25 protein-coding genes and 1 pseudogene are annotated in these 24,786 nt (G+C 69.1%); 16 read left to right on the plus strand and 10 right to left on the minus strand.

Annotated elements, in window-relative coordinates; translation table 11 throughout:
• Nucleotides 1-222: 222 nt before the first annotated feature.
• The gene (locus A3CE_RS0107765) at nucleotides 223-1,785 is read left to right on the plus strand and encodes a family 43 glycosylhydrolase (RefSeq protein WP_020639507.1); all 1,563 of its coding nucleotides are present in this window, start codon (nucleotides 223-225) and stop codon (nucleotides 1,783-1,785) included.
• A gap of 281 nt (nucleotides 1,786-2,066) precedes the next feature.
• Here A3CE_RS0107765 and A3CE_RS0107775 read toward each other — a convergent pair whose 3' ends face one another.
• On the minus strand, nucleotides 2,067-2,954 hold the full coding sequence (locus tag A3CE_RS0107775) for a patatin-like phospholipase family protein (RefSeq protein ID WP_026468264.1): 888 nt from the start codon (nucleotides 2,952-2,954) through the stop codon (nucleotides 2,067-2,069).
• On the minus strand, nucleotides 2,851-3,750 hold the full coding sequence (locus A3CE_RS54890) for an amidohydrolase family protein (RefSeq protein WP_245589455.1): 900 nt from the start codon (nucleotides 3,748-3,750) through the stop codon (nucleotides 2,851-2,853). The genes A3CE_RS0107775 and A3CE_RS54890 overlap by 104 nt, the downstream gene beginning before the upstream one ends.
• An 89-nt stretch (nucleotides 3,751-3,839) precedes the next feature.
• Between A3CE_RS54890 and A3CE_RS0107785 the strand changes: the two genes are divergently transcribed.
• Nucleotides 3,840-4,379, plus strand: coding sequence for a TetR/AcrR family transcriptional regulator (locus tag A3CE_RS0107785; RefSeq protein ID WP_020639510.1), 540 nt, complete (start codon nucleotides 3,840-3,842; stop codon nucleotides 4,377-4,379).
• Here the strand turns inward: A3CE_RS0107785 and A3CE_RS59785 are convergent.
• Complete coding sequence (locus A3CE_RS59785; protein ID WP_125591728.1) at nucleotides 4,276-4,605, minus strand: FAD-dependent monooxygenase; 330 nt, start codon at nucleotides 4,603-4,605, stop codon at nucleotides 4,276-4,278. The two genes, A3CE_RS0107785 and A3CE_RS59785, sit on opposite strands and share 104 nt — an antisense overlap.
• A gap of 403 nt (nucleotides 4,606-5,008) precedes the next feature.
• On the opposite strand from A3CE_RS59785, the gene A3CE_RS0107790 reads away from it, so the two are divergent.
• Nucleotides 5,009-5,734, plus strand: coding sequence for an MIP/aquaporin family protein (locus A3CE_RS0107790; protein ID WP_026468265.1), 726 nt, complete (start codon nucleotides 5,009-5,011; stop codon nucleotides 5,732-5,734).
• Between the two features lie 561 nt (nucleotides 5,735-6,295).
• Here the strand turns inward: A3CE_RS0107790 and A3CE_RS0107800 are convergent.
• Entirely contained in the window at nucleotides 6,296-7,084 is a 789-nt protein-coding gene (locus A3CE_RS0107800) for an SDR family NAD(P)-dependent oxidoreductase (RefSeq protein ID WP_020639513.1), read from the minus strand.
• 143 nt (nucleotides 7,085-7,227) lie between these two features.
• Here A3CE_RS0107800 and A3CE_RS50395 point away from each other — a divergent pair, with 143 nt between their 5' ends.
• The 5 genes from A3CE_RS50395 to A3CE_RS0107820 all read left to right on the plus strand — a co-directional run bounded on the left by A3CE_RS50395 (nucleotide 7,228) and on the right by A3CE_RS0107820 (nucleotide 10,776).
• The gene (locus A3CE_RS50395; RefSeq protein ID WP_125591714.1) at nucleotides 7,228-7,857 is read left to right on the plus strand and encodes a TetR/AcrR family transcriptional regulator; all 630 of its coding nucleotides are present in this window, start codon (nucleotides 7,228-7,230) and stop codon (nucleotides 7,855-7,857) included.
• A gap of 341 nt (nucleotides 7,858-8,198) precedes the next feature.
• Nucleotides 8,199-8,537, plus strand: coding sequence for a PadR family transcriptional regulator (locus A3CE_RS0107810; protein ID WP_020639515.1), 339 nt, complete (start codon nucleotides 8,199-8,201; stop codon nucleotides 8,535-8,537).
• Entirely contained in the window at nucleotides 8,534-8,824 is a 291-nt protein-coding gene (locus A3CE_RS56240; protein WP_125591712.1) for a hypothetical protein, read from the plus strand. Before A3CE_RS0107810 ends, A3CE_RS56240 begins: the two co-directional genes overlap by 4 nt.
• Complete coding sequence (locus A3CE_RS0107815; RefSeq protein ID WP_020639516.1) at nucleotides 8,758-9,489, plus strand: hypothetical protein; 732 nt, start codon at nucleotides 8,758-8,760, stop codon at nucleotides 9,487-9,489. The genes A3CE_RS56240 and A3CE_RS0107815 overlap by 67 nt, the downstream gene beginning before the upstream one ends.
• A 132-nt stretch (nucleotides 9,490-9,621) precedes the next feature.
• Nucleotides 9,622-10,776, plus strand: a complete 1,155-nt coding sequence (locus A3CE_RS0107820; RefSeq protein ID WP_020639517.1) for a hypothetical protein — start codon at nucleotides 9,622-9,624, stop codon at nucleotides 10,774-10,776.
• Between the two features lie 154 nt (nucleotides 10,777-10,930).
• Here the strand turns inward: A3CE_RS0107820 and A3CE_RS0107825 are convergent, their stop codons facing one another.
• Nucleotides 10,931-11,494 (minus strand): CGNR zinc finger domain-containing protein, encoded by a 564-nt coding sequence (locus tag A3CE_RS0107825; protein WP_020639518.1) that lies wholly within the window; start codon nucleotides 11,492-11,494, stop codon nucleotides 10,931-10,933.
• Nucleotides 11,495-11,661: 167 nt separating this feature from the next.
• On the opposite strand from A3CE_RS0107825, the gene A3CE_RS0107830 reads away from it, so the two are divergent.
• Nucleotides 11,662-12,951 carry an MFS transporter gene (locus A3CE_RS0107830; RefSeq protein WP_020639519.1) on the plus strand — a complete coding sequence of 430 codons (1,290 nt, stop codon included), beginning with the start codon at nucleotides 11,662-11,664 and terminating at the stop codon, nucleotides 12,949-12,951.
• 38 nt (nucleotides 12,952-12,989) lie between these two features.
• On the plus strand, nucleotides 12,990-14,111 hold the full coding sequence (locus A3CE_RS0107835; protein WP_020639520.1) for an epoxide hydrolase family protein: 1,122 nt from the start codon (nucleotides 12,990-12,992) through the stop codon (nucleotides 14,109-14,111).
• A 231-nt stretch (nucleotides 14,112-14,342) separates the two neighbouring features.
• Here A3CE_RS0107835 and A3CE_RS0107845 read toward each other — a convergent pair whose 3' ends face one another.
• Nucleotides 14,343-15,884 (minus strand): FAD-dependent oxidoreductase, encoded by a 1,542-nt coding sequence (locus A3CE_RS0107845; protein ID WP_020639522.1) that lies wholly within the window; start codon nucleotides 15,882-15,884, stop codon nucleotides 14,343-14,345.
• Nucleotides 15,881-16,198, minus strand: a complete 318-nt coding sequence (locus A3CE_RS50400; protein WP_020639523.1) for a hypothetical protein — start codon at nucleotides 16,196-16,198, stop codon at nucleotides 15,881-15,883. Before A3CE_RS50400 ends, A3CE_RS0107845 begins: the two co-directional genes overlap by 4 nt.
• A gap of 76 nt (nucleotides 16,199-16,274) precedes the next feature.
• On the opposite strand from A3CE_RS50400, the gene A3CE_RS56245 reads away from it, so the two are divergent.
• A complete protein-coding gene (locus A3CE_RS56245) occupies nucleotides 16,275-16,556 on the plus strand; it encodes a hypothetical protein (protein WP_125591708.1) in 282 nt (93 codons plus the stop codon).
• A 125-nt stretch (nucleotides 16,557-16,681) separates the two neighbouring features.
• Here A3CE_RS56245 and A3CE_RS50405 read toward each other — a convergent pair whose 3' ends face one another.
• Nucleotides 16,682-17,647 carry a hypothetical protein gene (locus A3CE_RS50405; RefSeq protein ID WP_020639525.1) on the minus strand — a complete coding sequence of 322 codons (966 nt, stop codon included), beginning with the start codon at nucleotides 17,645-17,647 and terminating at the stop codon, nucleotides 16,682-16,684.
• 5 nt (nucleotides 17,648-17,652) lie between these two features.
• Nucleotides 17,653-18,042 carry a hypothetical protein gene (locus A3CE_RS56250; protein ID WP_125591706.1) on the minus strand — a complete coding sequence of 130 codons (390 nt, stop codon included), beginning with the start codon at nucleotides 18,040-18,042 and terminating at the stop codon, nucleotides 17,653-17,655.
• Nucleotides 18,043-18,189: 147 nt separating this feature from the next.
• Between A3CE_RS56250 and A3CE_RS50410 the strand changes: the two genes are divergently transcribed.
• The 5 genes from A3CE_RS50410 to A3CE_RS56265 all read left to right on the plus strand — a co-directional run bounded on the left by A3CE_RS50410 (nucleotide 18,190) and on the right by A3CE_RS56265 (nucleotide 24,581).
• The gene (locus A3CE_RS50410) at nucleotides 18,190-21,501 is read left to right on the plus strand and encodes a CHAT domain-containing tetratricopeptide repeat protein (protein WP_084641350.1); all 3,312 of its coding nucleotides are present in this window, start codon (nucleotides 18,190-18,192) and stop codon (nucleotides 21,499-21,501) included.
• Nucleotides 21,502-21,991: 490 nt separating this feature from the next.
• Nucleotides 21,992-22,585, plus strand: a complete 594-nt coding sequence (locus A3CE_RS57355; protein ID WP_020639529.1) for a TetR/AcrR family transcriptional regulator — start codon at nucleotides 21,992-21,994, stop codon at nucleotides 22,583-22,585.
• A 31-nt stretch (nucleotides 22,586-22,616) separates the two neighbouring features.
• Entirely contained in the window at nucleotides 22,617-23,783 is a 1,167-nt protein-coding gene (locus A3CE_RS0107885) for an epoxide hydrolase family protein (protein ID WP_020639530.1), read from the plus strand.
• Nucleotides 23,784-23,815: 32 nt separating this feature from the next.
• Nucleotides 23,816-24,232 (plus strand): TIGR03618 family F420-dependent PPOX class oxidoreductase, encoded by a 417-nt coding sequence (locus tag A3CE_RS0107890; protein WP_020639531.1) that lies wholly within the window; start codon nucleotides 23,816-23,818, stop codon nucleotides 24,230-24,232.
• Between the two features lie 157 nt (nucleotides 24,233-24,389).
• Nucleotides 24,390-24,581 carry a hypothetical protein gene (locus A3CE_RS56265; RefSeq protein ID WP_125591704.1) on the plus strand — a complete coding sequence of 64 codons (192 nt, stop codon included), beginning with the start codon at nucleotides 24,390-24,392 and terminating at the stop codon, nucleotides 24,579-24,581.
• An 8-nt stretch (nucleotides 24,582-24,589) separates the two neighbouring features.
• Here A3CE_RS56265 and A3CE_RS59790 read toward each other — a convergent pair.
• Nucleotides 24,590-24,688: pseudogene (locus tag A3CE_RS59790) on the minus strand (IS5/IS1182 family transposase); the annotation flags it as partial.
• Between the last annotated feature and the right edge of the window lie 98 nt (nucleotides 24,689-24,786).

Raw genomic sequence — 24,786 nt, forward strand, 5'->3', positions numbered from 1 at the left:
GGCGCATGAACGTCTCCTGACGCCATAAAACGTTTCAATCAGCCGAGAGACTTCTTACAGCCTCAGTCGCAGGGAAACAAGGAACGGCGTCGATCCTGTCCGGCTGACGCGCAATAAGACACTCGATCAGCTCAGCGCACCTTGACGTCCGCGATCCAGGGCACGTACCTTGCACGCTTGAATCGTTTCAGGAAACGAAGATGAGCGAGGCTGGAGACCACCATGAAGATTCTTCGCCCACTCGTCTTCACGCTCGTGGCGATGCTTGCCTTGGCGCTCCCCGCGAGCGCGGCACCGTTCACCACGACCGTGACCAACTTCGACGCGCAGGGCCACCAGGTCATCCGGTTCGACACGCACGGCGACTCGGTGGATGCTCACGACGGCGAGATCGCCTTCTTCAACGGGACCTACTACCTCTACGGCACCAGCTACGACTGCGGATTCGCTTGGCAGGCCACGACTTCGCCGTTCTGCGGGTTCAAGGTCTACACCTCCCCCGACCTGGTCCACTGGACCGACCGGGGACGGCTCTTCGAGCCCACCGGCGTCTGGCAGACCCGCTGCAACGGGGCCACGTACGGGTGCTTCCGGCCGCACGTCGGCTACAACGCGCGGACCCGCCAGTACGTGCTCTGGGTGAACGTCTACGACAACCAGGTCGGCTTCCGCGTGCTCACCAGCCCGTCACCGGCCGGACCGTTCACCGAAGCACCGGTGCCGACGCTCGCGGTGAACAACAACGCCCCGGTGGGCGGGGTGAACAACGGAGACCACGACGTCTTCGTCGACACCGACGGCACCGGATACCTCGCCTACACCGACTGGCGCACGAACGGCGACCTCGTCGTGGAGCGGCTCTCGGGCGACTACCGCACCGGAACGGGCCACTACACCCGGCTCGGCCAGCAGCAGACCGAGGCGCCGGCGCTGTTCAAGCGCGGCACCGTCTACTACCTGACCTACTCCGACCCGAACTGCGGTTACTGCGCGGGCACCGGGACGTCGTACCGGACCGCCGCGAACCCGCTCGGCCCGTGGTCGGCGCCGGCCAAAATCAGCGCGGACTCGTGCGGCGGGCAACCGGCGTTCGTTTCGGCGATCCCGACGACCTCGGGCACGACCTACCTCTACGCCAGCGACCTCTGGAACGACAGGCAACGCAACGAAGCTCTGGCGAACTACTACTGGGCTCCCCTGACCTTCACCGCCGCCGGGGCGATCGAGCCGATCAGTTGTCAGAGCTCGTTCTCCCTCACCCTGGCGACCGGCGCACCCGGACACCAGATCCCGCCGCGGGACGTCGATCAGGCGGACGGGGTGAGCGGCTTCCGCTGGTACTGCGACATCGGCTCCGGCGTGGCCCGGTTCCAGACGTTCGTGCCCGGCCGGACCGGCACGCTGTCCGCCGTCTCATACACGAGCTTCCAGGCCGGCAACCCCGACGCGGGCCTCGAAATCAGCGTCTACCGGGCGAACGACGCGTTCCAGCCGACCGGTGACGCGCTGAGCTCGACGCTGGTGCCGGCCGCGCAGATCGGCTGGTCACCGCGCGACGTCACGGTGGCGCCGGGCATCTCCGTCGTGGCCGGGCAACGGTACGGCCTGCTGGTCCGCTCGGCGACCACCACGGGCTGCTATGGCCTGGCGTACAACGACTCCAGCCCGTACCCCGGCGGCGGAGAGGCCTACAGCAACGACGACGGCTCGACCTTCCGCGCCGAAGCCGACCGCTCCCTCAAGTTCTCGACGAGCATCAGCAAGCAGCCGACGCCGACGTCATGACCCGGAACAGCTCGAACACGTCGTTTGGCTGGTCCAGCAGAAGGGCTGGGCGCCGTGGGCACTGCTCTTCCGCCGGGATGCCATCCGGTCTCTCGGCGGCCGCCCGGTGTGGCACGCGACGCAGGAAGAGATCGACAAACTGGACACGGACGCCGGCCAGAATGTCCGCGTCGAGCAGCCGGGTTCACCAGTGAAGCGGAGCTGAGCGCCGGCACCCCAGTAAGCGGCGACGAGATCTACCTCCGGAGGCAACCCGCCAATATCAGGATCCCGCTGACTATTCAGAAGTCCCAGACGGCCCGGATCGCTGCCGCCTCGCGTTCGGCCTGGCGCCTGCCGATGTGGAACGCCCGGCCGGCGGTCTCCTGGTCCATCATCTTCACCGGCGCTTCGAGGTCGCCGAAGTCGGGGTCGACGGCCACCACCCGGGTGTTTTCGCGCAGCTGGGCCACTTCGGCGTCCGCCTTGATCGTCGAAGGGGATCGATCGCTGCCGGGTGCGCCACTCGGGGCCTCGAGCGGCAGGCAGGACACGGCCACGAGAACGTCGCTCGGTGGCGCCGCCGCGGCGTTCAGGTGGTTCACGATTCCGCCGTCCATGTAGTGGTTTCCGTTGATGGTGACGGCGGGGAACAACATCGGTACGACGCAACTGGCCGCGACCGCGTGCAGCAGCGGAACACCGGATTCTTCGCCCCACACGACAAGCTCGCCGGTGCCGGTGTCGATCGCCGTGCAGCGGAACCCGGCGGGCCAGGCGACACCGTCGAGTGTTCCGAGCAGGCCGAGGTAGTCGTCTTCGGTGAGTGCGGTCGACGCTTCCTGTGCTGCCGAGCCGATCGCCCGCAGCGCTTGCCGCGGGTCGGCAGCGAAGACGGCTTGGCGCGACGCGTCCAGGAAGCTTTGCGAGCCCGCCCCCAAGCTGTCGAAGTCGAGCTTCTTCCCCACCTCCGCCAAGATGGCGAGCGCGTCGGTGACGTCACGACCGCCGGCCAGCAGCGCACCGACCAGGGATCCCGCCGACGTTCCCACGATCGCCGGTGCTTCCGCCAAGTCGACGCCGGCTTCACGCAGTCCGGCGAGCAGACCCGTCTGCCAAGCGACGCCAACGGTGCCGCCGCCGCCGAGAACGACCGCGCGGGTGGGTGAGCCATTTTCTTGAAGAGTCATTGCTGTTCCTTCCGTGATGTGATGTCGATCCCGAAAAGGGAGCAGGCGTTGCCTGCGGTGAACTTGCCGCGGTCTTCGTCGGTCGGGAACTCGATGAGGAACTTCTCGATGTCCACCGTTCGCCCCAGTGGCCGAGCACGAGCTGCAGGTCCGGGTGGCGATCGAAGGTGCCGCGGACGATCAGGCGCAAAGCGGCGACCGCTGCCTCTACGTGCCACCCCCAGCCGAACGTCGCCAAGGCCAGATCGGTCATCGGGTCGAAGCCGCTGTAAACGGCGTCGCGGACCGTGCGCGAGGGAATCTGCGGGTGGAGGAAGATCGGCTGCCGCAGGGCCGCGGCGGCGGCGAACAGGTCGTCGTAACGCGAGTCGTCCAGCGGCGTCCCGGCCGTCCGCCCGTAGACCATCGCCCCGACGAACCCTAGACCGGCCGCGCGTCCGAGCTCCGCGGCGGCGGCCTCCGGGTCCGCCATCGGCAGGGTGGCGAAGGCCCGCAGCCGCGCCGGGTACCGGCCGACGGCCTCGGCCGCGATGTCATTGGCCCGCCTGCTCAGGGTACGTGCGTCCGCCGGCTCCAGCGGCTGTGTCCCGGGTGGCGCCAGCGAGAGGATCTGCAGGTCGACGCCCTGGGCGTCCATCGCGGCGATCCGGGCATCGCCGATGTCGTGGAGGCGCTCGAGGTTGCCGTCCAGCTCGTCGAACACGACGCTCGGGTCACCGCGGTCTTCCGGGAGTGCCTTCACCGCCGAGGTGAGCTCGGGCAGGTTCCAATGTTCTTCGATCGCGATCAGTGCCACGCCAGGTCCCCGATCCGCTGCGGGCAGCCCACTCAACCGCCGTTGAGTGAGACGGTACACGAATCGCTCAACGACTGTAGAGTGAAGCCATGACCGAGACCTCCCGCGACGCCAAACGCGCCCGTACCGCCCAGCGGATCCTCGACGCCGCGCGGCAGGAATTCGCGACCCGTGGCTTCGAGGGCGCGACGATCCGGGGCATCGCCGGCGCGGCGGGCGTGGACGCCTCGCTGGTGATGCAGCACTACGGCTCGAAGGCGGCTCTGTTCACCGCCGCCGTTCAGCTGCCCAGCGACGATGCCGAGAGCGCCGCCGAGCACCTGCTGGAGGTCCTCGCCAAGCGGCTGCGCGAACTGCCCCCGGAGACGAGCGCACTCGTCAGGTCGATGCTCACGGTGCCGGAAGCCGCTGACACGATGCGGTCCTATCTCGACGAACGCGTCGACAACCTCGCCCGGTCACTGGAGGGCGATGACGCCCACCTGCGCGCCCTGATCACCGTGAGCGGCATCCTCGGCCTGACGATCACGCAGCACTTCCTGAAGCTGCGCGCCTTTGACGATGCTTCCCACGAAGGGTTGCTGCGGGCCGCGCGCGGCTGGACCGAATATTTGTCCCGCGACTCGTAGGACCGGTCAGCAGCAGGCGATCGTTGCCTGCACGCGGTTGCCGCCGCGCAGACTGGGCGCGGGTCAGGTCGAACGGAACTTCGAACTCCCTCACCGGCAGACCCGACGCCGCACGCAGAACAGAACGACGGCCATCGCAGGCGACCGTGAGATCGGCCCGGACCTCGACCTCGACCTGGGTACCGACACCGGACGCCGACGACGACCATGCGCCCGGACGACCGATGTCGCCTCGGCACCCATCCGCAACCGGAACGCCGGCTCCTCCCGCCCAGCGGCAGCGAGCAGATCGAGCAAATCCCCTTGAGGAACGATCGCCATGGACGGATGACGGACACCAAACCTGCTCAACAAAACAAAATCGCCCATTCGCCGCAACCCGGCGTCCTCCCCGAACAAAGCCAGCTCAGTGACCTCAGAGCGCGGCAACGCCGCGAACCGCGCGCCCAAACCCAAGTCGTCGAGCCGGCGGACGGTTCCCGGTCAGTGAGCAGCGTTGCCGCGTAAGGGATCCGTAAGACTTTTCACGAGGTTCGGCGGTATGCCGCGATATCGGCTCGCGGCAGGTTGGAGACGCAAGCACGTCCATTGGGCCACGTTGCGGCCCCGGTAAGGGAGGACTCCTCACTGTGCATGTCGCACTGGTTCGCCGTCTGTTCGCGGAGCTGGCCGGCACCGCGATCTTGTGCACATTCGGTATAGGCGCAGCCGTGGCGGTCACTGCCGCCTCGGCCGGCGGCGGAGGCCTGCTGATCGTCGCGCTGGCGCACGGTCTCGCGCTCGCCGTGGCCATCTACGCCTTCGGCGCGACATCCGGCGGCCATTTCAATCCCACTGTCACCCTCGCCCTGGCCGCGCGCGGCAAGTTCGCCTGGCGCGAGGTTCCTGCTTACCTGGTGGCTCAGCTTCTTGGCGGATTCCTCGCCGCGGTACTGGTCTACGCGGCGTACACGAGCACCGCACTCGACGCCGGCCTCGGCGCGACATCCTTCGGGCCGAGCGTCTCCTTTGCACAGGCCATGCTCGCCGAAGCCGTGGGCGCCTTCATCCTGGTCATCGCCGTGTTCGCGTTGGCCGTCTCGCCGGACGCACCACGAGGCGTGCACGGGTTCGGCATCGGCTTGGCGTTGGCGACCCAGATCATGGTGTTCGGACCGCTCACCGGCGCATCGGTGAACCTGGCCCGCACCCTCGGCCCAGACGTCGTGCTGTCTCTGACCGGCCGGAGCGTGCCCTGGGCTCAACTGGCCGCATACCTCGTCGCACCCGTCGTGGGTGGCCTGGCCGCGGCGTTCCTGCACGATCTCGTGACACGTCGTGCATCAGCGAAAACCGTTACCACGAAACAGGTATGACTCGCGATGGCCCACAACCCCCCGCCCGCTGCCTCGTCGTCACAGTCAAGGGCCCACCTCGAAGCACACCTGATCTGTGCACGCACCTGCCGAGCAGCGGCTCAAGGCTGGCTGATCGACGGCATCTCAGTTACCTTCTCGAGTCACCGACTGGCTGAAGGTGAACACCCGAGCGTCCAACCTGAGCAGCACAGGGCCTCGGGGACTCGATGCTGGTGTTGCGGTAACCAGTACCCGGATACGGAACTGATCCGCCTGAGTCAGCATCCGGAAGCAGGCGTGTGCCTGGTGTGCGCGCGATGGCTTGACCGATGTGCCGTTCAACGCCACGACGACACCGATCCCTCGCCAACCGGCCGGTGACGGCCTCGGCAAGCGTGGCAGAGGTCGAACCCCCGATGAGCCGGGTGCTCGGTGTCGGTGAGGGCTTGGGCGCCGAAAGCACGGATCGTGGTAGTTCGGGCCAGCGCCTCGACATTGAGCGCGGTCGCCCCGTGAGCGTGGAGCTCGAGCTGCGCCGGCCGAGCTACTCGAGCTACACGCTTCACCTGGGCAAGACTTTCACGGAGTCTTGAGGGCGCCCCCGTCGACGATCCAGTTGGAGCCGACCGCGCTGGGCATCGCCGGCGACGCCAGCAACAGCACCGCCCGGGCGATCTCAGCGGGTTCGATCAGCTTGCCGGTCACCATTCCCGACTGCTCCGGCATGGCCGCGAGAAACGACTCGTGGTCCACGCCCATGCTCGCCGACAGCCGTCCCACGTAGCCGTCCGGGCTCGTCTGGATCGCGGTCCGGGTGGCGCCGGGGGTGACGACGTTGACCCGGACGCCCGTCTCCCCCAGTTTCTCCGCCAACCCACGGGAGAACGCGCTCAGCCCGGCCTTGGCCGCGGCATAGGACAGCGGCACCCCACGCGGGTCGCGCGCGGAACTCGAGCTGATGTTCACGATCGCTCCCCGCGCCCGCGACAACGCCGGCAGCGCGGCCCGCGTCATCTCCACGGCGGCGCGCAGGTTCAGCGCGAGCACGTCGTCCCACGCCGCGCCGGAACCGCCGATGGGATCGAGGAGGTCCGCGTCGAACGCATCCCCGCCGCCCGCGTTGTTGACGAGCACGTCGAGGCGCGGGTCGCTCGCGAGCACGGTGTCGAGCACCCGCCGCGGCGCGCCGGGGTCGAGGAGGTCGGCGGACACGAACGTCGCGCCGGTGGCTTCGAGCTCAGGGGTGTTCTTCCGCGACACGGCGACGACTTCGGCGCCTTCGGCGACGAACGCCTCGACCGTCGCCAGCCCGATGCCCCGGCTCGCCCCCGTCACGAGGACACGCTTGCCCGCAAGATCCAGATCCATGATGGTTCTCCGTTCGCGTCTGAGTTGACTCTACAAATGCTACACCGAAGCCTCAGTTAGCCGGTGATTCGAGACGTCGATGCTTCGGATGTAAGCTGATGCGGGACGTCTCGGTTGAGCCGAGCGAGAAGGAGGGGTTCCGGGTGAGCGCAGACGCCGAACCGAGGCGCTTGCGGGCGGACGCGGAGCGCAGCACGGCGCGGATCCTGGCGGCCGCCGAGGAGCTGCTCGCGGTCGATCCGGCCGCCACGCTGGAACGGATCGCCGACGCCGCGGGACTCGCGCGCGCCACCGTCCACCGCCGGTTCTCGTCCCGGAAGGCCCTGCTGGAGGCGCTGACCTGCCTGCTCAACGAGCGCTACCTGCACGGGCTCGAGCAGGCACGCGTGGCGACCGCGCCGCCCGTCGCGGCGCTGTACCGGCTGACCGAGCTGCTCTTCGAGCTCAAGGTCGACAGCCGGGCGATCATGGAACTCACCGCGGACCCGGCCACCAAGATGACACCGATGAGCCCGGAGGTCACGGCCGGGCTCGAGCTGCTGTTCAGGCGGTTGCGCGAAGCCGGCGAGATCACGGCCACCGATACGGCGTGGTGCTGCGCCCTCTACCTGGCCGTCGTTCACGAAGCAGCACGGCTGCCGGCGGACTCACCGGCACTGGGCATCGCGGCGGGTGACGTGGGCGCGCGGGCCGACCTGACCTACCGGACCGTGCTGGCCGCACTGGGAGGTGACCGGCCGCACCTTGAGCTTCGCGACGAAACCAGCTCCTGATTTCGCGCCAGGTACATCGAGTTGCGCCGATGTCGGCGATCCCGGCCGGCGTGGCAGTGTTCACCAGACGCACGAAGGCAGCGGCGCAGTGGGGCTTTCCTCAGCTGGCCGGCGGCGGTCTCCGTTCCAGTACAACGAGATCCCAGCCGCTCGCGATGACCAACTCGCCAGCGGGGCCGAACCCGGCGGGCCGGTGCCCGCGACCGGGCGGCCTTTCTTCGGGCCACCACGTGCGTCGACCCCTCGTGCGCCGCTACCGCGGAAAATTTCGCGGACGACGAGGCAACGGACACCGCTATATATCGTCTTATGATATATGTGGACTCATGGTAGAGCGAAACATGTCCGAGCAGACCTTCCTGATGCTGGTCGCGTTGGAGGAGGAGCCGCGGCACGGGTACGGAGTCGTGCAGCGGGTGCTGGAGATGTCCGAGGGCCGGGTGCGGCTGCGGGTCGGCACCCTCTACGGCGTGCTGGACCGGCTGGTCGCCGACGGCTGGGCCGAGCACGACCGGGAGGAGATTCACCAGGGCAGGCTCCGTCGCTACTACCGGTTGACCGGGGCGGGCAGCGCGGCGCTGGTCGAGCAGACCCGGCGGCTGGCTGCCAACGTCGATGCCGCCAGCACGGTGTTGCGAGCCCGCGGCCAGTGGCCCCGTGCGACGGAAGGGCGGGCATGATCAGCGCCGAAGCTCAGTACCGCACGCTGGTACGGGTGCTCCCGGCGTGGTACCGCGCCGAACGCGGCGACGAGATGGTCGGCACCCTGCTCGACCTGCACGGCGAGCGGGCCCGCGCGGCACTGTGGAGCGAACTGTGGGCGTTGCTGGCGCTGGGTGTGCGCACCCGCCTGGCGGCCAGGGCGCGGCGCCCGCCCGCGCGGTCGCCCTCGGCGATCTGGTGCGGCAGATCGCGCTCCTCGGCCTGCTCTGGGGCGTGCTCAGATCCGCCAGCAACGCCGGCATGACCCTCTGGTCGCTCTTCACATTCTCCGACCACGACCACGATTTCCTCCGTGCAGCGTTGACGTCCGACCTGATCACGGACCTCGTCCCGCTGGCCGTCGCGCTGATCCCGCTCGTACTTCTGGTGGACGGGTGGCGCCGCATGGCCAGGATCGCCGCCGGGGCAATCCTGGCCGCGGGCGCGATCTTGTTCCTGACCAAGCACTGGTCCGATCTCGGGCCAGGGCCGGTCGTGTACTTCGCTCCACAGTGGCTTCCGCTGGTGCTGGTGCTTGCGGCCTTCCACGTCGACGCCCCGTTGCCACCGGCGCGGCCGTGGTGGTGGGCCATCGGCGCAAGCCTGGTCCTTGCCCCCGCCCTCGCGCTCGAGTTCGGCTTCCCGAGCGCACTGAACCGGATCACCGGTTTGTCCCCGCTCGTCTGGCTGTGCGCGATCGCCGGAGCCGGATATCTGCTGCTCCGGCGCCGCACCGGACCACGCCCGGCACGGACGCTGGCGCTGGCCCTGTGCATCGCCTTGGCGGTGATCCAGAATCTGGTGCTGAAAAACGGAATCAAGCCGTTCGGCGTGGTGGTGATCGCGCAGGTCTGCTGTGCCGGCGCAATCGTCGTGACACTGACCGTCGTGGGAATCCGTGACTACCGCCGGACCGTCGTGAACAGCTGACCTTTCTCGGCATTTTCCTCTCCAGAAAAGGATTCCGGCTTTATGGACACCATTTCTGTCGCGCCCTCGCGCGCCCTTTTACCGCCGCTCGACGCGCCCCCGCCACGGGCGAGAATCCGCTGGAATGGCCTGTTGTCGCCGGCCACGGCGCTGCTCCTGGTTGTGCTGCCGATCGCGGGGTACCTCGGATTCCGGTCACCGTCGGGCTGGGCTGTCACGCTCGAATCCGTATCGCTGACCGACGGCTTTCACCGCCGGTTTCTCGTCGGCACCGTGCTGCGGCCGTTCGCAGCACTGTTCGGGTACCACTACGCGGTGTACGCCGTCGCCGCCTTCGCCGTGCTCGGGATGGTGCTGACGGTAGTGGTGGTCGCGTTCTTCCGGACATCTTCGGTGAGCAGGCGATTCCTCATCATCGGCTGGCTGCTGCTGCCGACCGGCGGCTACCTGTTCCACGAAGTCGGCTACCTCGACCAGGTGCTGTACCTGTTGCTGTTCGCCGCTTTGTGGGCACTGCGCCGCAACCGGCCGGTATCCGCCGCCGCGTTGATGGCGGCTTCCGTACTGACGCACGAAATCGCGTTGCTCACGGTGATTCCGGTTTTCGGGGTCGTACTCCTGCGGAAACTCCCGTTCCGGAAGGCCTGCGCGCTGCTCGCACCGTCCGCGGCCGCCGGACTGGTGGTGCTGACGGTGCCACCGGCCGAGGCGGGTGCGGTGCAGAGGTTCCAGCAGGTATTGGCAGGCGCGGGTTTCCCGTACCGCGACGACGCACTCGGGCTTTTCAACCGTACCCAGGCGCAGAGCTGGCAGCTCTACTCGATCACCGACGTCCTGCTCTATCTGCTGCCGATCCTGCTGGTGGTGGTGGCCGGTTTCCTGGTGCTGCACCGGCCTTCGGCGGCGACCCTGCTGCCGCTCGCCGCGGTGGCGACTCCGGTGCTGCTCGCTTTCGGCGGATGGGACGAGGCACGCTGGGGGTTCCTGCTCGTCACCAACTTCGTGCTCGTGCTGTGGCTCTGGCAGGGCAGACGCGAACCCGACCTGCAGCGGTTCGGCGCACTGGCCGCGGTCCTGCTGGTTCTCACCCACCTGCCGCTGCCCTACTTCGACGGCTACCGGCCCCGCGACATCACACTGGTGGGCACTCCCCACCCCGGAGGAAACATCACCTTGTCCGGGGCCGGCCTGAACGCGCGAGGGCTGCTCTTGCCTGACGGTCGAGTGATGGCGATTCATGCCGCATCTGCAAACAGGGAAACACGACAGATGGAGATGGTTCAATGAGGCTGCTACGTGGCACAACAGCGCGTTTCTCAACTCCCGATCTTGGAAATGCACCTGATGACCGGGCTGATGTCCGGCGTGAGAACGCTGCGCCCGGCCTCCGACCAGCGGCCCGGACGGCGCCCGGGGGCCGGGCCGGGCCGGGAGCCGACGCTTACGACGAGGTGCGCCGGCTCCGGTAGGCCGCGACGCTGGCCCGGTGCGCGCAGGCTCGGGTGCAGTACTGCTTCGAGCCGTTGCGCGAGAGGTCCACGAAAGTGGACCGGCATTTCGGCCCGGCACATACACCGAGGCGAGCCGGACCGAGCGTGGCGATCACCGAGGCCAGCGCGCTGAGCGTGGTCGCTGCGAGGTGCGCCGAGCAGCGGTCGGTGTCGGAAGTCACCTCGGTCCACCAGCGGTCGTGTTCATGGCGCAGCGCCGGGGTGGCGCGGCCGCGCCGCAGACCGTCATTGATCAGGGCCGCGGCCCCCACTGGGTCGGTGCCCGCTCGTTCGAGCACGGAACGCACCGTCTCGCGCACCTCGCGGACCTCCGCCAGGTCGGCGGGGGTGAGACGCCGCTGCGGCTGGGCTGTTCCGGCCGGAGAATGGCCGTCGAGGAAGCCCCCGAGCTGCTCCACGGTCTCGAGCTCGTCCTCTCCCTTGATCGGCTTCAGGGTGTTGGCAAGGTCGACGGCCGTCTGGACCGCCGACGTGCTGTAACACGCATCCAGCATTTGACGTGTCTCCTCGCGCTCCTTAATGTGACACTCATACTGGCTGTCACATGTCACCACCATACGTGAGAGGAGACGACGATGCCGCAGACGATCCTCTGGGTCCGCTCCCCGGCCGGGGAGCGGACCCAGCCCCGGACGGGCGCCGGCTGGGGCTGCTCCTGGGGATGCTGGTGCTGCCGATGTACGTGGCGCTGGGCGCTCCGTCGGTGGCGCTGCCGGCCATCGGCCGGGCGCTCGCGGTGCCGTTCGGGGCCACCGCGTGGATCCTCGCCGCGTGGTCGCTGACCTCCGCGCTCGCGATGCCGGTCGCAGGCCGGCTGATCGCCCGGTGGAGCCCCTTCCAGGTTCTCGTCGTCGGGGTCGTGACACTCGCCGCGGGCTCCGTGCTCGCCGGAGCCGGCCCGACGCTGGCGGTCGTGATCGCCGGCCGGCTGATCGGTGGCGCCGGGGCGGGCGCGACCGTGATCGCCGTCTTCGCCGCCGCCACCGCCCTTCCCGGGCGGGAACGGATCCGCGCGCTGGGCATCGTCGCCGCCGCCGGCGCGACCGCGTCGGGGTGCGGGACGCTGCTGGGCGGGGCGGTGACCACCTGGCTGGGCTGGCGTGCCGTGCTCGCGATCCCGGTCCTCGCGCTGCCCCTCCTGCTGGCTGCCTTGCCGAGCAGGCACGCGTTGGCGCGGAACGGTGGAGGCGAGCGCCCCGACCCGACCGGGCGATTCGACGTCGTCGGCGCGGCCGTGCTGTCGGTACTCGCCGGCTCGGTGATCACGGTGCTGCAGGCCCACTCGGTCGGCCTGCCCGTAGTGGTCACGCTCGTCGTGGCCGCCGCCGGGGCGCTCGCCGCCGGGGCGCTGTGGTGGCGCGTGCGGCGCACGCCCGACGGATTCGTGCCCCGGCGGGTGATTACGGCCCGCGGCTTCCTGCCGGCCGGGCTCATCGGCGGGACGGTCTTCGCCGGCTACTACGGCGTGCTGTTCCTCGCCCCGTCCCTGATCGAGCAGGCCACGGACGGCGGCGCCCTCGAAGCCGGCGTGCTCCTCGTCCCGGCGGCCGCCTGCTCGGTACTGGCCGGGCGGCTGGTCGGCACCTTGACCGGCCGGTTCACCGGCTGGCAGGTGTCGGCCGGACTCGCGGCGGTCACCGTCACCGGTGTGCTCGTGGTCGCGGTCTTCAGCGGCCCGGTCCCGGTCATCGTCGGCACGGCGCTGACCGTGTGCGGGTTCGCCGGCGCCCAGGCCGTGCTGGTGGGCCTCGCGACGGACCTGGTCGCCACGAGCGACCGCGACACCGCCCAGAGCCTGCTCAACTTCATGAACGCCCTGGGCGGCGGGATCGGCCCGGCCACCGTCGCGGGCCTGTCCGGCATCGCGTCGGTACCGGTGGCCCTCGCCGTGCTCGCGGCACTCCCCCTGGCCGGACTCGTCGTCAGCTTGACCCGGCGCCCCGGCGCCTGACTGCTTTCCGATTGCCTTACCGAGAAGGGAGACCCACCATGACCGCCGAGCCATTCGAGGTCAGCGTCACCGAAGCCGAGATCGCGGACCTGCGTGACCGGTTGCGCCGGACGCGGTGGCCCGAGCCCGAGCCGGTGGACGACTGGTCACAGGGAATCCCGCTGGCTTACACGCAGGAGCTCTGCCGCAGCTGGGCCGAGGACTACGACTTCGGGTTCGCCGAGCGGCTGAACGTCTTCCCGCAATACCGCGACACTATCGACGGGCTGGGCATCCACTTCCTGCACGTCCGCTCACCGGAACCGGACGCGTTCCCGCTCGTGCTCACGCACGGCTGGCCCGGCTCGGTGCTCGAGTTCCTGGACGTCATCGGCCCGCTGACCGATCCTCGCGCGCACGGCGGGGACCCGGCGGACGCGTTCCACGTGGTCGCGCCGTCGTTGCCCGGGTACGGCTGGAGTGACAAGCCGTCGACGACCGGATGGGGCGTCACCCGCATCGCGCGCGCCTGGGACGCCTTGATGGTTTCGCTGGGTTACGAGCGCTACGGCGCGCAGGGCGGTGACTGGGGTTCGGCGGTGTCCGGCGCGCTGGGCGAGGTGGCGCCCGAGCGGGTCGCCGGTGTGCACCTGAACCTGGGGTCCGTGGCGGCGGGCACGTTCGACGACCCGACGCCGTCGGAGCTGGCGAACCTCGAGGCCGAGCAGGAGTTCCGGCGGACCGGCCGGGGGTACTCGGCGCTTCAGGCGTCCCGGCCGCAGACGCTCGGCTATGGCCTCACCGACTCCCCGGCGGGCCAGGCGGCCTGGATCGCCGAGAAGTTCCAGGCGTGGACGGACAACGACGGCCATCCCGAGGACGCGGTGTCGCGGCAGGCGATCCTCGACGAGATCTCGGTCTACTGGTTCACCGCGTCGGCCACGTCGTCGGCGCGCCTGTACTGGGAAAGCTTCGCCCGCTTCCGGGACAAGGTCACCGCACCGACCGGGCTGTCGATCTACCCCCGCGACATAACTCGGCCGTCGCGTCGGGAGGCCGAGCTGCGGTTCACCGACCTGCGCTGGTTCGAGGAAATGCCCCGAGGGGGCCACTTCGCCGCGCTGGAACAGCCGGAGTCGCTGGTCCAGCAGGTGCGCGGGTTCTTCCGCCTCTTCCGCTGACTGTCGATCCCATCTCCGGGAAGCCCGCGCGGGCCGAGCAGACCGTCACCGTGTGGCGGTCGGCCCAGGCCGCCATCGACATCAGCACAGGGAAGGCGTCTCGTCCCTTGTCGGTGAGCCGGTACTCATGACGGACGGGCTTGTCCTGGTACTCGACTTGGAACGCGTCACTGGAGGCCGGCGGCGTGCTGGTCGGCGACAAGGTCACCCTGGACATCGACGTCTCGGCGGTCAAGCGCTCCGGCTGACGCCGACCCGGTCCAGGTAGTCCCGCACGGCAGTCCTGCTCGCGCCGGGTGCGCGCAGCGCGAGGTAGCCATCAGGCCGCACCAGGACGAGGGTGTCCCCGGTGACGCCGTACGCGGTCCGCGCGTGCCCCTCGACGTCCACCAGCTCGGCACCGCTGCCCGGCGCGCCGACCGCCACCGGCTTGACGAGTCCACGGTGGGCGGTGCCGACGTCCCGCAGTGGACCGGCGCAGGACTCGCCGAAGCCGAGCAGGGTGAAATGCGGGCCGCGGAAGGCGTCGAACAGCCGCCGTGGCGTGCCGGAGCTGTCCACGCAGGGCGCGTCGGGCGCACGATCACCGGCACGCGGTCCATTCCCGGCGTCGCCGTCGACGGACAGCGAGCTGGCCGGGTAGCCGAGCCCGAGCTGCTGGCCGTCCGGGGGCGCGCCGTCCGCGATGTCCGTGCTGCCACCGTTGACGAACCGCCCCGCGACCCTGCGCAGCCCCTCGGCACTCACGCCGAGCGTCCACGAGGCGACCGGGAGCCGCTCCTCCTGGTAGCTGTCCAGCAGCGACTGCCACGCGCCGGAACACACCATGGCGAGCTTCCAGCCGAGGTTGTACGCGTCCTGGATGCCGGTGTTCATGCCGAGGCCGCCGGCCGGCGGATGCACGTGCGCCGCGTCGCCGGCCAGCAACACCCGGCCCACCCTGAACCGGTCGGCCATCCGCACGTTCACCCGGTACGTGGACAGCCAGCTCGCCTTCGAGAGCCGGATGCCGTGCCCGTCGGCGAGATCGTCCACGATCCGCCGGAAGTACGGCAGCGAGGGTTCGGGGAGGCTGCCCTCCGCGCCGAAGTCGCCGAACGGTACGGCCTGCAGTTGCCAGGACCGCTCGTGGCGGAACGGGCACAGAGCCAGGAACCCGTGCCGGCGGACGGTCCACTGGTACCAGGCGTCCGGTTCGAGCCCGTCGAGTTCGACGTCCCCGAGCAGCATGGCCTGCTCCCCGCTCTCGCCCTCGAAGCGCACGCCGAGTGCCTTGCGCACGGTGCTGCGACCGCCGTCGCAGCCGACCAGGTAGCGCGCAGCCACCCGCTCGCCGGTATCCAGCACCGCATGCACACCGTTCGCGGACTGGCTGAACTCGGCGAGGCCTGCGGCCAGTTCCACCCGCACGCCGTGCTCGGCGAGCCGCGCGCGCAGGATCCGCTCGATCCGCCACTGCGGGATCAGCAGCCCGCCGTCGTAGGGCCGATCCGGTGTGGGTGCCCGCTGGGCGTGCGGGTCGGCCTCGGCAACCAGGTCGCCGTCGAGGTACCGCCGGTGTGGCAGGTGCCGGAACCCGTAGTGCAGCACCTCGTCGGCGACACCGAGGTCGTCCAGCACCTCCTGGGTGCGTGCGGTGAGCCCCTTGCCGCGCGAACCGGGGAAGTGCTCGGCAGCTCGGTCGACGATGCGCACGTCGACGCCCCGGCGGGCCAGCTCGATGGCCAGCGTGAGCCCGGTGGGTCCGGCGCCCGCGATCAGGACGTCGGTCACCGGTCCCCGTCCTGGCGCATTGCCGGCGCCTTACCAGGCGCGTCGTTGCCGAGGTTCTGCCGCACCGAGTCGAAGATCCGCAGCCCCTGGCTGACCAGGCCGGCGGTGAGATCGCCGAGCCCGGGCGCATCGGGGTGGCCCATCATCGCCGCCTGCGAGTAACGGGAGGCACCCGCCGCGCTCGTGGTCCACGACAGACGCGAGTCAGCGATCAGCGCCCGCACCTCGTCGTGGCCGCTGACCAACCAGGCCGGATCCCCCGCCGGGGTCCGCACCGCCCTGACCGGCGCCGATGCGGCATGCATGCTCGCCATCACACCCTCCCTGATCCCGTGCGGTCACTGAGGCGACCGGCGGTGACGCTAGCCGGTTTCCGGGCCGGGTGTCCTCGTGCTGGAGGTGGAGATCGGGGTGGATATCTGCCTGGAAATCTCCACCGCGGTTCCTACCGCGAACCGACGACACACCCGGGGCGGTGTTCGTAGCGTCGTCATCAACGGTTATGCCGTCGCGATAGTGACCATCGAAGGAGCACCACCCATGTTGATCGGATCCCTGCTGACTGCCGCCGGCCTGTTGTCCGGTGTGCCCATCGCGGTCTGGCTGACCGTGGCTGTCCTCGCCGTGGTGGGCGTGATGGCCTTCAAGATGCGAAGGCGCCGACGGCGTTAGTGACATCGTTGCGCTACGGCAGATGCAGACAAGGAGCGACGACGGTGGTAGTGACGGACATGGCCAGTGGTTCCGTTGACGACGCGCCAACAGCCTCCTCATGACGAACGTCGAGACGCTTCGAGTCAGTAGAGCGGGGCGCCCCCAGAACTGGGCGGTGACAATGCCGGATTCTGAGCTCGTAATTGGTGAGTTAGTGCGTCGCCGAGGGCGGGGTCTGCGTGCCCGGTGTGGTCGATGCCGAGCTGAGTAGCCAGGCCGGTAGCGTGAAGCCGGGCGGCGGCTTCCAAGAGCTGGGCGTAGGTGTCGGCGGCGCAGCGGATGCGGTATCTGGCGGTCAGGCCGATGGCGGCGGCGAGTAGCGCGGCAGGCCACCACCATGCGGTCAGCAGGGTGTACATCAGGGCCCAGCCTCCTAGGGCGGCGGCACGGGCGAGGGCCTGTTCAGCGGTGGTGATCTCGGCGCGGGTGGTCTCGGGCACGGTGAGCCACAGGTACGGCCACAGTGCAGGCAGGTCTAGGTGATGGTCGCGCTCCAGACGGACAGTCACGGCGTGAATGCGGTCACCGCTCCAGGTAGGTCGGTCCGGTTCCTCGGTGGCGATGCGGAGCATCGCGTGATAGGCGGCCCGGCGCGGAGCGAGGTCGGCTCGGCCTCCGGTGCGGGCCAAGGCGCGGGCATCGGCGTCGAGTTGCTGCTGATAGCGGCGTGCAGCGGCAGTCCAGCGGCTGCGCCGGCGGACAACAAGGGCGCGAGCCCCCCGGCGCAGCTGACGGGGCCACGTATTCCACCCGACGGCCAGCACGGCGCGCTGAACCAGCGTCGCCAGCCCTTGCGCGGCCAGCCCGGCCGCCGCGGCGGATGCCAGGATCGAGCCAAGAATCACGACCTGGCCGCCGATACCGGCCGCAGCCGGAGTGTGAACCCAGCGGGCGACCTGCTCGATGAGGCGGTGATGGTCCAGAGCATGAGCCTGGCCAAGAGTCTGGGCGGTGATAGCGGTGGCCACGAAGAGCGCCCCGGGTAGCACCAGCAGAGTCAGCCAACGCTCGGCGAGCTTCTGTCCGAGAGTTTGAAGAAACCCACCCATCCCCTCTACACCCGTTCTCTGCGCAAGGGCTGTCCGCTAATCGTGCAGCGCGGTAGTTCGGGGCCGCTGGGCCAGGTGTAGCGAGAGCAATGGTGCATCGGGCACAGCAACACCCACTCGTCGGGCATCGCGGGGCTGACGCCGTGCGGAGTCAGACCGCGGGCGCGACCGTTGATGCCTGCGGCGTCCCCCGCGACCAAAAGAGCATCGTGGAGCGCGTCCAACGGTGCGGTGGTCTCTTCACCGTCACGCAGCGCCGCCAACGTGCGTTCCAGCGGAGCCGCACCATCAGGACCGTGAGTTTCCAGCACCGCGCGGATGCGGTCTGACTGGACACATACATAGGCGACACGCTCGCGCGACTCCACGCCTCGCCCGTCGGGCTGATCGATCACACAATCCCCCTGTTTCTTGCCGAGGCCCTGCCGAGCACGGCGCCGGCCGACAATCCGATGCAACCATACTGTCCGAACTTGACCTCGTACAGCACGTGACCTCTACGCTGGCTGACTGGGAGACGACAGTCACGAGGGGAAAGAATCATGAACGAACGGGACGTGTTGCTGGAAGCAGTCCGGGCCCGATTGGCTCGGGTGGCCGCCACACGAGACGAGGCTGCGGTACTGGAGCCGACCGCGCTCGTCGAGGCACAGCTCCTGACAAGGTGTGCCAGCACACCGATGGCTGACCTGGAAGCAGCGCACTCCCTGGGCTGGCTGCATTTCTACCGTGCGCAAGCTCTGGCGTCCGAATCCGATTGGGAAAAGGCGACGGCCTTCTTCAAGGGATGCTTTATCGCGGGTATAGAACACCTACCCCAGTCGCTGCTGCCCACTCTCACCGACCGGGCCGTGCCCGGTGCGATGAATCTGCTCCAGCTTGCCTCGAAAACCATGGACAGGGATCTTCTCGAGGGGGCGGTGGATTTGTGGAGGCGCATTGCGCACAATGTCCCCGACGGCCACCCCAATCTCATCATCGCACTGACCAACCTCGGCAACGGCCTGGAGATGCTCGGCGAGCGTACGGGGCGTTCGGTGCACCTCGCCGAAGCGGTGGAAGTGGCTCGGGCCGCCCTGCGAATCACCCCCGACTACCACCCCGACCGGGGCGCACCCCTGAATCTCCTGGCCAACGCGCTGCTGCGCCGATTCGAGCGCGCAGGGAATCTCGCGGACTTGGACGAGGCCGTGGAAATGGCCAGGACGGCCGTCCAGGCCACCGACAACGATCCCGACCGCGTATCGTCCCTGACCAACCTCGCCAACGCCCTGCTGCGCCGGTTCAGGTACAGGAAGCTCCCTGGAGACTTGGACGACGCCGTGGAGATGAGCAGAGCCGCCGTCCGAGCAGCGCCCGACGATCATCCCGACCGTGCCGTCTTCCTGACCAACGTCGCCAATGCCTTGCGATTCCGATTTTTGCGCTCGGGGAGCCTGGCGGATTTGGACGAGGCCGAGGAGGTGGGCCGGGCCGCCGTCCAGATCACCCCCGACAAACACCCCGGCCTTGTGGCGTCCCTGGGAGACCTCGGCAAGACCCTGGCCGTGCGGTTCGAGCACACTGGGGATCTCGGCGATTTGAACAGGGCGGTGGACGTGTGTCGCGCCGCGATCCACGCCACCCCCGACGACCATCTTTGGTATTCACACCAACTGGCCAGCCTCAGCGGCTTACTTCAGCTCCGATTTGGACGGTTGGGGAGTCCGGCGGACTTGGACGAGGCCGTGCAGGTGGGTGAGGCCGCCGTCCAGGCAGCCCCTGACGACCACCCCGACCGTGCAGCCTTCCTGTCGGAGCTCGGCAACGCCCTGCTGGCGCGGTTCAACAGCACACGGGATCAAGCGGATCTGGACAGGGCGATCGACGCCAGCCGGGCTGCTGTCCGGTCTCTCCCTGACGGCCACCCCGCGCAGGCTGTTCGCCTGTCCAATCTCAGCGGCGTGCTGGCGGCGCGGTCCCTTCGCGCGAGGGACAACAGCGAGCTGGCAGAGGCCGTGGAAGTGGGCCGCGCCGCAATCCGAGCTACCCAGGTCGATGACCCCGGCCACGCCACGGCCCTGTTCAACCTGGGCATCCACCTGGTGAGTTGGGACCTGTGTGTCGGCGACCCGACCGCCCGGGCCGAGGCACATTCCGTGTTGGAGCAGGCTGTCGAAGCGACAACAGCCCCACCATGGCTTCGTGTCGACGCGGCGCGTATGGCAGCAGGGTTGCTCGCCTCCTCGGATCCCGGCCGCGCTGCCGGACTCCTGGAACGGGCCGTGCTGATCCTGCCGCAGGTGGTCCAGCGACGACTGCAGCGCGGTGACCAGCAGCACGCTCTCGCCCGCAACGCTGACGGTCTCGCCGCCGACGCGGCCGCTCTGGCCCTGGCCGACAGCACAGGCACCGCGCAGGAACGAGCCATCCGAGCGCTGCGCCTGGCGGAAGCCGGGCGAGCAGTGCTGCTGTCCCAGGCTTTGGAGACCCGCAGTGACCTGACCGATCTACGCAAGAAGCATCCTGATCTGGCCGGGCGTCTCACCCAGCTTCGCGAACTCCTCGACCGGGATCGCCCCTCGGCCGAAACCATGGGGGACACCGGCGATGTTGCGGGCATCGGACGCGAGCGCCACCAGCTCGCAGCGGAGTTGGAAGAGTTGCTGGAACGCATCCGAGCCTTTGACGGGTTCACCGCCTTCGGCCTGCCCCCAACTCCCGACACTCTCCTGGCCGAGGCCGCACACGGCCCTATAGTGACATTCAACATCAGCGTGTATCGCAGCGACGCCCTCCTGCTCACACGCGCTGGCATCACCTCCTGTCCGCTGCCGGAACTCACTCAGGACGCCGTACGGGACCGAGTCAACGCCTTCTATCGCGCACTGTCGGAGGCAACAGCGCACGACGGCGACCCCATCGCGGCGCAGCGGACGCTGCGCGAGGTCCTGGAATGGCTCTGGAATACCGCCGCCAAGCCGGTTCTTTCCGCCCTGCAGGACTTGGGCGAGGCGATCCCCCCTGCCCAGGACGGCCAACCACTCCCGCGGGTGTGGTTGGCCCCCGGCGGACTCCTCGGACAGCTGCCTCTGCACGCTGCAGGTTTTCACCGCGACCCCAGGCAAGGCTCGCACCGTCCTACTGTCATGGACCGGGTGATCTCCTCCTACACCCCAACCATTCGCGCCCTGCGCCACGCCCGTGAGCGCCGCCCATCGCCCGCCGGGCAGTCCCTGATCGTCGCCATGCCGACCACTCCCGGTTGCAGCCCGCTCCGGCACGTCGTCGACGAGACTCGCCGGATCCGACCGCTCCTTCCCCACCCGTACCAGCTCACCGAACCCTTCCCCGCCGGCGACGGCAGCACTCCGTTCGCGGGCGCCGACACCCCGACCACAGCCACCGTTCTCGCTCGCCTCCCGCAGTGCGCCATCTCCCACTTCGCCTGCCATGGCGAGGCCGACCGCACCAACCCTTCCCAGAGCCGGTTGCTCCTGCACGACCACGCAACAACACCGTTGACCGTCTCCGCCCTCGCGCAGATCAACCTCGAGCGCGCCCAGCTGGCCTACCTCTCCGCCTGCAGCACCGCGGATCCCGCCAGGTCCGACCTGCTCGACGAGTCCATCCACCTCGCCAGCGCCTTCCAGCTCGCGGGATTCCCCCACGTCATCGGCACCCTCTGGCCGATCGACGACCAAGTTGCCGTCAAGATCGCCGAGTCCTTCTACACCCACCTGACCACTGGCCCGCCTGGAACGCCGGACCCCGAGCAGGCCGCTACCGCCCTGCACCGCACCATCCGGGCGGTACGCGACAACTACCCGATAACCCCCTCACTGTGGGCGGCCTACCTCCACGCCGGCGCGTAGAAGGCGCAGACGGGTCAGGCCAGCTTCAACGAGCTGTTCGCCGCGCTGGGTAGTCACCGCGATCGCGCGCTGGTGACCTCCTGCGGAGAACGCCCCTTCACCGGCCCTCGGCTCTGCGCCGCGATTGTCGATCGCTTGACGTCCGACGCGTCCATCATCGAGACCGGCACCGAGTCGTTCCGGCTGCGCACCACCAAACGCCGCCGCACCAGCCGGGCCAGCTGACCATACGGGGTCAGAACGGCGCCTCGCGCCAGTCCACCTCGACCGGCCCGGCCGGGATCGCCGTAGTACTCGGGAAAATCGGGCGGATATGGCTGACCGGCGTTCACAGGTGCGCCGCTGGCGGTAAGCACGTTGCCGGCGGGCCCGCGAGCAGTACGCGCGCGGACGACCGGTGGCCGGCCGTGCGACCAAGTGGTCGAGGTCACAAGTCGCCCCCCACATGTGTACGGTACCGTTTCGTTCATATCAACGGGAGTGAGGGCCCATGGACGCCGAGCGGCCTGCACCATCGTCTCGAGGAGCCGGGCGAGAGGACGCCATTCTGGCGGCGGCGGCGGAGCTGGTCACCGAGATCGGCTACGCGCGCGTGACCGTCGATGCGATCGCGGCCCGGGCCAAGTCGTCGAAGGCCACGATGTACCGGCGCTGGGTGGGCAAGGCCGAGCTGGTCGCCGAGGCGTTGCGACGGTCGGCCGAGGGCGCCGGCACGGCGCCGCCGGACACCGGAACGGTGCGTGGCGATCTCCTCGACGCCGTGGCCGGCATCACCCGGGCCGTGACCGGTACGGGCGGGCCGGCGCTGCTGGGACTGGTCGAAGGCATCCGCTCCGACCCGGCCCTGCGCGAGCTCATCGCCGACCAGATCGCCCGGCGCGGCCGCGTCGATGCCGAGATGATCGCCACCCACGCGCGCGCTCGTGGCGAGGCTGTCGCGACCGAGCGGGTCGCCCTGGCGTTGGACGTGGCCATCGCCAGGGTCCTCCTGCTCACCCTGCTGCGCGGCGTGCCGCTCGACGAGGCCGCGCAGCTGGACCTCGTCGACGAGGTCCTCCTCCCGCTCCTCGGCCCCACGCACTGAACCCGACGCCGGCAGCTGAAAGAGAATCGTCATGCACAGCACCCTCACCACCGACATCGAGCAGTTCCCGATCCACGTCCCGCAGGGCGACCTCGACGACCTGCGCACCCGGCTCGCCCTCACCCGGTGGCCGGGCATCGAGACCGTCACCGACACCAGCCAGGGCCCCACCACCGGGGCGATCCGGGCTTTGACCGGCTACTGGGCCGAGACCTACAACTGGCGCCGAGCAGAGGCCCTGCTCAACAGCATGGGCTCCTCCCACACCACCATCGACGGCCTGGACATCCACTTCCTGCACGTGCGTTCACCCGAGGCCGACGCGCTGCCGCTGCTGATGACCCACGGCTGGCCCAGCTCCGTGCTCGACTTCGCCAAGACGGTCGGGCCGCTCACCGACCCCGCCGCTCACCGAAGCGACCCCCGGCAGGCGTTCCACCTGGTGATCCCGTCCCTGCCGGGCTTCGGGTTCTCCGCCCAGCCCGACACCACCGGCTGGGGCTTCCCCCGGATCGCCGACGCCTGGATCACCCTGATGGACCGGCTCGGCTACGACCGCTGGGGCGCGCACGGCGGTGACCTGGGCACCGCGGTGACCAACACCATCGCCGCGAAGGGCATCCCGCAGCTGGCCGGAATCCACCTCAGCATGGGCATGTTCGGCCCCGATCCCGACGAGATCGCCGACGCGACCCCCGAGGAGCAGGCCATGCTCGCGAGTGCCGGCCACTTCTGGGACAAGCTCTCGGGCTACGCGAAGGAACAGGGCACCCGCCCGCAGACCATCGGCTATTCCCTCGCCGACTCACCCGTCGGTCTCGCCGCCTGGATCTACGCGATGTTCCAGGACACCTGCGCCACCCCCGGCGACGCGCCGGCGTCGTTCACCTACGACGAACTGCTCGACGCGATCATGATGTATTGGCTGCCCAACGCCGGCGTGTCATCCGCGCGGATCTACTGGGACATGCTCAACGGCGGCGCACCCGCCCCTGTCACGGCCGCCTCGCCGATCGCCGTGCCGACCGGGTTCATCCAGCTCGCCGGCGAACACGTCCGCAAGACCCGGCGCTGGATCGAGCGCCGCTACACCGACCTCGTCCATTTCGCCGAGGGCCCCGGCGGCCACTTCGCTGCGCTCGAGAACCCCGAGGCGCTCATCGACAGCATCCGCGCGACCTTCGCCACCCTGCGCTGAACCCCACCGCCCTCATCCCCAGGAGTCCTCCCGTGTCCGGCACCCCCACCGTCCTGCTCCCCGACGACCTGATCGGCCTGCTCCGCCGGCCCAGCCCGTGCTTCATCTCCACCGTGATGCCCGACGGATCACCCCAGATGACCCAGACCTGGGTCGATACCGACGGCCACCACATCCTGATCAACACCGTGGTGGGCTACCGCAAGGCCAAGAACATCGCCCGCGACCCCCGTGTGGCCATCAGCGTGACCGACCCCGCCGACGTTTCCCGCTACTACGCGCTCCGCGGGCACGTCATCGACTCCACCACCGACGGCGCGGCCGAGAACATCGAGAAGCTCTCCCACAAGTACCTCGGCACACCCCACCCCAACTTCAGCGGCAAACCCGAGACCCGGTTGCTGCTCACCATCGCGGTGGATTCCATCGCCCACGCGCCCCGCGCGTAGCGGCCGCACCCTCCATTCCATCCGCAGCGGAGTTCCCATGAGCTTCACACCATCAGCCAGGGCTACGCCCTTCACCCTGGCGCCCGCCGGCGCACCCGCCTACTGGAACGTCGGCACCTAACTGGCGGGAACCCCAGGGCTGGTCTACGCGTACTCGGTGGAGTTCAAGGTCGTCGAGAACGGTGAGCAGGAAACAGTTCAATTCGGTAGCCGTCAGCAACCGCTTCTGCTCGCGTTCGAGAGCGACGACGCACCAGGCAACGGACCCCGGCTGGGTATCACCAGTACCGGAAAGTACTTCGACTGGGATTTCGCCACGCACGCCTGGGCACCCGCTCCACAGTCTTAGGGGTCAGTTCAGATGAGTTTGCGGAGGCAGATCACGGAGCAGGCCAGGCTGAGGATGGTTTGGTGGACGTCGGCTCGTCGTTCGGTGCGGATGCGCAGGCGGCGGAAGCTTTGGGGCTTCTTGACCCCCCCCCGACCGCTCGGAACACGCCCCGCCGAGCCAAGGCGACACGGCTACGGACCTGTGGTCGAGCAGGATCGGGCCA

It is taken from the genome of Amycolatopsis balhimycina FH 1894 (assembly GCF_000384295.1).
GTDB classification, from domain to species: Bacteria; Actinomycetota; Actinomycetes; order Mycobacteriales; family Pseudonocardiaceae; genus Amycolatopsis; species Amycolatopsis balhimycina.

Bases quoted from the DNA above. Each gene is read 5' to 3' on its own strand.
- A3CE_RS0107765 (WP_020639507.1), top strand. From the start codon at position 223: ATGAAGATTCTTCGCCCACTCGTCTTCACGCTCGTGGCGATGCTTGCC.
- A3CE_RS0107775 (WP_026468264.1), bottom strand. From the start codon at position 2,954: ATGACTCTTCAAGAAAATGGCTCACCCACCCGCGCGGTCGTTCTCGGC.
- A3CE_RS0107785 (WP_020639510.1), top strand. From the start codon at position 3,840: ATGACCGAGACCTCCCGCGACGCCAAACGCGCCCGTACCGCCCAGCGG.
- A3CE_RS0107800 (WP_020639513.1), bottom strand. From the start codon at position 7,084: ATGGATCTGGATCTTGCGGGCAAGCGTGTCCTCGTGACGGGGGCGAGC.
- A3CE_RS0107810 (WP_020639515.1), top strand. From the start codon at position 8,199: ATGTCCGAGCAGACCTTCCTGATGCTGGTCGCGTTGGAGGAGGAGCCG.
- A3CE_RS56240 (WP_125591712.1), top strand. From the start codon at position 8,534: ATGATCAGCGCCGAAGCTCAGTACCGCACGCTGGTACGGGTGCTCCCG.
- A3CE_RS0107825 (WP_020639518.1), bottom strand. From the start codon at position 11,494: ATGCTGGATGCGTGTTACAGCACGTCGGCGGTCCAGACGGCCGTCGAC.
- A3CE_RS0107830 (WP_020639519.1), top strand. From the start codon at position 11,662: ATGCTGGTGCTGCCGATGTACGTGGCGCTGGGCGCTCCGTCGGTGGCG.
- A3CE_RS0107835 (WP_020639520.1), top strand. From the start codon at position 12,990: ATGACCGCCGAGCCATTCGAGGTCAGCGTCACCGAAGCCGAGATCGCG.
- A3CE_RS50400 (WP_020639523.1), bottom strand. From the start codon at position 16,198: ATGGCGAGCATGCATGCCGCATCGGCGCCGGTCAGGGCGGTGCGGACC.
- A3CE_RS50405 (WP_020639525.1), bottom strand. From the start codon at position 17,647: ATGGGTGGGTTTCTTCAAACTCTCGGACAGAAGCTCGCCGAGCGTTGG.
- A3CE_RS50410 (WP_084641350.1), top strand. From the start codon at position 18,190: ATGAACGAACGGGACGTGTTGCTGGAAGCAGTCCGGGCCCGATTGGCT.
- A3CE_RS57355 (WP_020639529.1), top strand. From the start codon at position 21,992: ATGGACGCCGAGCGGCCTGCACCATCGTCTCGAGGAGCCGGGCGAGAG.
- A3CE_RS0107885 (WP_020639530.1), top strand. From the start codon at position 22,617: ATGCACAGCACCCTCACCACCGACATCGAGCAGTTCCCGATCCACGTC.